Below are 4,401 nucleotides of genomic sequence, written 5' to 3' on the forward strand. Positions count from 1 at the left end.
GACGGAACGTAGTAGGTCTTCTTCTGCACGTTCGGGTCGAAGCGGCGCTTCGTCCGACGGTGCGAGTGCGAGATGTTGTGACCGAAGCCGGGAACGGCACCGGTCACCTGGCACACAGCAGCCATGATGATTCTCCTTCAATACCGTGACGTCGGACGACGCCACCCAAGGTCTCTTGTCTGCACACGCTCGCCCCGACCCTTGCGGGCTGTGTTCGGAGGGAGATGTACGAACTGCGCACAGGAGTGCACGCAGACAATCGCCCAGCCTAGCACACCCGGGCGTGTTGCCCCTGGCCGATGCGGGTGCGGCCGGTCAGGGAGGATGGAGGGGATGAACAACGCCGCGCCTGCTCGTCCCGAGCGCTGGACGTCGGATCTGCGCCACGCGTTCACCAGCCTGGTGCGGCTGCCGCCCTCGCCGGGGCCGCGCCTGCCCATCGCGACCCAGGCGGGACTCGCGTTCGCCGTGCCGATCCTCGTGATGACGACCCTGGGGCGCACGGACATCGGACTGCAGGCGGCGAGCGGCGCGTTCGCGCTGCTGTTCGGCTCCCACCTGCCCGCCGTCGACCGGGTGCGTGTGATCCCCGTCGCCGCCGCGGGTCTCGTGCTGTCCGCGGCGTTCGGCGCGCTCGCGGGGCTCTCGTCGCCCGCGACCCTCATCGGCGGCGTGCTCGTGGCGGTCGCGAGCGCGGCGCTCGCGTTCGGCTTCTCGCTGGGTCCCCCTGGGCCGCTCTTCTTCGTCCTGGTCTTCGGCCTGTCCGCGCACCTCGCGGCCGCGGGCGTCGACCGCGTGGTGTCGGTGGCCGCGATCGCGGCGGGGACCGTGTTCGCCTGGCTGCTGTCCGCGCTCCCGCTCCTGCGAGCGGACGCGAGGAAGACCCCGCCGCGGCCGATGCGCGAGCTGCTGCCCGGCCCCCGCTGGACGATCGACGCGCGCCTCCTGCTCGCGCGTGTGGCGATCGTCGCCGTGATCGGCACGCTCGCCGCGCTGTGGGTGGATCCGGATAGGGCGTACTGGATCGTCACCGCGGCCGTCGGCGTGATCGGCGTGGCGGCGCATCGGGGCACGGCGCTGCTGCGCGGCGTCCACCGCGCCGCGGGCACCGTGGTGGGGGCGGGGCTGTTCCTGCTCCTGAGCACCCTGCCCTGGGAGGACCCCTGGGCAGGGGTCCGGCTGGCGATCGCGCTCGGCGCCCTGCAGTTCGTGATCGAGCTCGTGGTCGTGCGCAACTACGCGCTGGCGCTGGCGTTCATCACGCCGCTCGTGCTGCTGCTGACGGGCGTCGCGACCGGCGACGTGCACTCCCCCGGCATCGCGGTCGAGCGCATCGTCGACACGCTCGTGGGCGCCGCGCTCGGGGCGGTCACGGGCGTGCTCCATCCCCGCCGCCGCACCGGCTAGACGGCACCGCGCCCGGGACGGAAGGCCGACACGGTCGGGTCCCGCGGGATCCAGAAGCGCCAGGGATAGGCCGCCGTGCCGGCGATCCCCGCGACGCCGACGCGGGGGCCGGTCGCGACCTCGGCGAGCGGCTCGACGCGCAGGTGGAGCCGGGCCACGGCGCCCTCCCGCGGCTGTCCCGTCACGGCGTCGATGCCGTCGTGCAGCGCGTGCCGCAGCCCGACCGCATCGCCCAGGCGCCCGGGGCCGCGCGCGAGGTCGCGGTCGGTGCGTGCGACACCCTTGGCCTCGCGGCGCCGTCGCGCGATCCCGGCGCCCTCGACGATCTCGCCCGCGCGCAGCAGGATGCCGTCGCCCTGCCCGGCAGGACCGCACACCACGTTCACGCAGGAGTGGATGCCGTGGCTGAGGTAGACGTAGAGGTGCCCGGCCTCGCCCCACATCGTGGCGTTGCGTGCGGTGGGGCCCATGCGGGCGTGGGATCCGGGATCCGCGACGTCACCCGATCCCCGCCCGTGATAGGCCTCGACCTCGGTGATCCGCACGGTCACGGTCCCGCCGATGCCGGCCGGGCCGTCGGGCAGGGACGTCTGCAGCAGCGCGCCCAGCAGCGTCGGCGCGACGTCGACCGGCAGCCCCGCGAGGTCCTCGCGGCGCGCGGGGCGGTGGGTGTCCATCGCGCTCACCACGGCCCCGTCGTGCACCACGAGATGTCGAAGCCCGACAGCACCGACACCTCCTCGCCCGTGTCGACCTCGACGATGTGGGTCTCCACTCTGCCCGGGATCGGCTGGCCGCCCACGTCGTACGGATTGGTGAGGATGTCGGGCGCGACGAGCGCGGCGACGTAGCGTCCGCTCGGCGACACGCAGCCCTGCAGCAGCGCGTCCTCGGCGCCGACCTCGAACAGCACGCGCGCGGTGCCGTCCTCGGCCACGTGCGCGAGCAGCTGCGCCTCCGGACGACCGCTGTCGAGCATCCGCTGGTACTGCCGGATCGTGCCGGCCCTGCCCTCGCCGCCCGCCGTGACGGGCGTGACGGCTCCGAGCATGCCGAGCTCCCGATCCGGCTCGACGAGCGCGGTCTCCTCGCCCGTGCGCAGGTCGAGCTGCCGGATGCCCTGCTCGACGCGCTCGACGATCGCCGTGTAGGTCCCGCGCGCGATCGCGTCGATCGTGATCGCGCCGCCCAGCAGCGCGGGGTCGGCATCCGCCTCCGGGTCCGTCAAAATCAGCTCGCCGTCGAAGTCGATCAGCAGCAGCGCGGACGAGTCGGGCACGAAGCGCCAGCGGTCGACGCTCACGGCCTCGCCGCCCACCTCGATCGGCACCGGATCCGCCGCGGGCTCGCGCAGCCGCGCCGTGTACAGCACGCTCGCGTCGCCCTGTCCTCCGGGATCCGAGTAGGTGAAGCCCGCGAGGTCGCCGCGCTGCGACACCTGCAGCGCCTGCACGATGCCCTCTCCCGGCAGCGTCACGGCCGTGACGTCCGATCCGTCGCGGTTCATCACCTGCAGCCCGGAGACGCCGTCCTCGGCGGTCGCGACCACGAGCCGCGTGGAGGTCGCGCGGAAGTCCTCGATCGTCGGCGCGGTGTAGACCGGCACCGCGTTCTCGCCGTCCAGCGTCGAGCGGAAGATCGTGTCGTCGCCGTCCGGGTCGCGCTGCAGCAGGAAGACCTCCGCGGGCGGCGTCGTGAACGTCGTCTCGAGCGTGGTCTCCGGCCCGCCGCCGACGGCTCGCGCGCCGTCGACGCGCACGGTGTACTCGGTGTCGTCATCGAGCGGCACGGTGAAGCGCACGCCGACGCTGCGTCCGGCGGCATCCACCGTGAACGGTGCGGCGGGCGTGACGCTCACCCGATCCGGATCCACGTCGGCGAGCGCCTGATTGACGGTCAGGATGGCGCGCGCGCCGGCCACCTCGATCGCCGAGGCGGGATCGACCTGCACCTCGGTCACGCGCGGGCCCTGTGCGAGGCTGACGGCGGCGCCCGCCCCGCCGAGCACGGCGAGCGCGGCGAGCACGCCCACGAGCGTCAGCGCGAAGCGGCGCAGTCCCGCGCGCCGTCGCGTGCCGCGCCGTGTGGTCTCAGTACTCATACGGATCGTCCGGGGCATCGACGGCGGTGATGTCACGCGGCTGGATCACGAGCGCTCCGGCGGCGTCGGTCGTGACGACGCCCTCGACCTCGACCCAGGCACCGGCTTCGAGAGCATCCTGGTCCCCGGCGACAGGCACGGTCGCCGGCTGCGCGTCGATCACGCAGTGGGTGACGACCAGGCGGCCCAGGCGCAGCGAGCCGTCGTCGGCGGGCGCGACGAACCCCGTCAGCACGACGCGCGTGCCCTCGAAGGAGTCGGGGCTCGTCGCGCTGGAGAACACCGCGGCCCAGTCGCCGACGCCGAACGTGCTCGTGTCGGCCGCGGCGAGCAGCACCTCGTCGGCGCCCGCGAACAGCGGTGCCGTGCCCGTGTCACGCGCCATCGCGAGCTCGACCGACAGAGTGGCGGGCGGCAGCACGAGCGCCGCCACGGCGACGGTGGACGCGGCGACGCCGCCCACCCACGCCGCGGCCGAGCCCATCGCCGCGCCGGTCGAGCGAGGGAGCGTGCCGAAACCGGCCGAGCCCTCGTGGGGCTCGTGGTCGCCGTGGTCGTGGCGGTGCTCGTCGCCGTGGTCGTGCCCGTGATCGGCCTCGGCGCCGAGCGGCAGCGCGAACGAGGCGACCGCGCCGATGAGAGCGAGCACGGCCATCCCGACGGCGAACCACGCCTGATCCGGGTTGATGTAGAGCGCGAGGCGCCCCGTCACCGCGAGTCCGAGCGTGACGACGGCGAGGACCGCGGCGAGGCCCACGCCGAGCCACCGCGTTCCGGCCGCCCCCCAGGTGCTACGCAACGAGGTTCACCCCGATCCCGATCCCGAACGCCGCCAGCAGCACGACGGCGACGATGCCCGCGAGCGTGCGCCACGTGAAGGTCGTGCGCATGAG

At 73.9% G+C, this 4,401-nt stretch carries 5 protein-coding genes; 1 reads left to right on the forward strand and 4 read right to left on the reverse strand.

Going from position 1 to position 4,401, the window contains the following annotated elements:
- On the reverse strand, positions 1-125 hold a 125-nt coding region (gene rpmB / locus RIF89_RS11280), incomplete at its 3' end, for a 50S ribosomal protein L28 (protein ID WP_309069210.1).
- Positions 126-333: 208 nt separating this feature from the next.
- On the opposite strand from rpmB, the gene RIF89_RS11285 reads away from it, so the two are divergent.
- Positions 334-1,407 (forward strand): FUSC family protein, encoded by a 1,074-nt coding sequence (locus RIF89_RS11285; RefSeq protein WP_309069206.1) that lies wholly within the window; start codon positions 334-336, stop codon positions 1,405-1,407.
- Here the strand turns inward: RIF89_RS11285 and RIF89_RS11290 are convergent.
- Genes RIF89_RS11290 through RIF89_RS11300 form a run of 3 tightly spaced genes read right to left on the reverse strand, consistent with a single transcriptional unit; the run spans position 1,404 to position 4,307 of the window.
- Positions 1,404-2,084 carry a DNA-3-methyladenine glycosylase gene (locus RIF89_RS11290; protein ID WP_309069207.1) on the reverse strand — a complete coding sequence of 227 codons (681 nt, stop codon included), beginning with the start codon at positions 2,082-2,084 and terminating at the stop codon, positions 1,404-1,406. The two genes, RIF89_RS11285 and RIF89_RS11290, sit on opposite strands and share 4 nt — an antisense overlap.
- 5 nt (positions 2,085-2,089) lie before the next feature.
- Entirely contained in the window at positions 2,090-3,508 is a 1,419-nt protein-coding gene (locus RIF89_RS11295) for a hypothetical protein (RefSeq protein ID WP_309069208.1), read from the reverse strand.
- Positions 3,498-4,307, reverse strand: coding sequence for a TIGR03943 family putative permease subunit (locus tag RIF89_RS11300; protein ID WP_309069209.1), 810 nt, complete (start codon positions 4,305-4,307; stop codon positions 3,498-3,500). The genes RIF89_RS11295 and RIF89_RS11300 overlap by 11 nt, the downstream gene beginning before the upstream one ends.
- Positions 4,308-4,401: the final 94 nt, after the last annotated feature.

Source organism: Microbacterium sp. (assembly GCF_031178525.1).
Taxonomy (GTDB): domain Bacteria; phylum Actinomycetota; class Actinomycetes; order Actinomycetales; family Microbacteriaceae; genus Microbacterium.

Bases quoted from the DNA above. Each gene is read 5' to 3' on its own strand.
- RIF89_RS11285 (WP_309069206.1), top strand. From the start codon at position 334: ATGAACAACGCCGCGCCTGCTCGTCCCGAGCGCTGGACGTCGGATCTG.
- RIF89_RS11290 (WP_309069207.1), bottom strand. From the start codon at position 2,084: ATGGACACCCACCGCCCCGCGCGCCGCGAGGACCTCGCGGGGCTGCCG.
- RIF89_RS11295 (WP_309069208.1), bottom strand. From the start codon at position 3,508: ATGAGTACTGAGACCACACGGCGCGGCACGCGACGGCGCGCGGGACTG.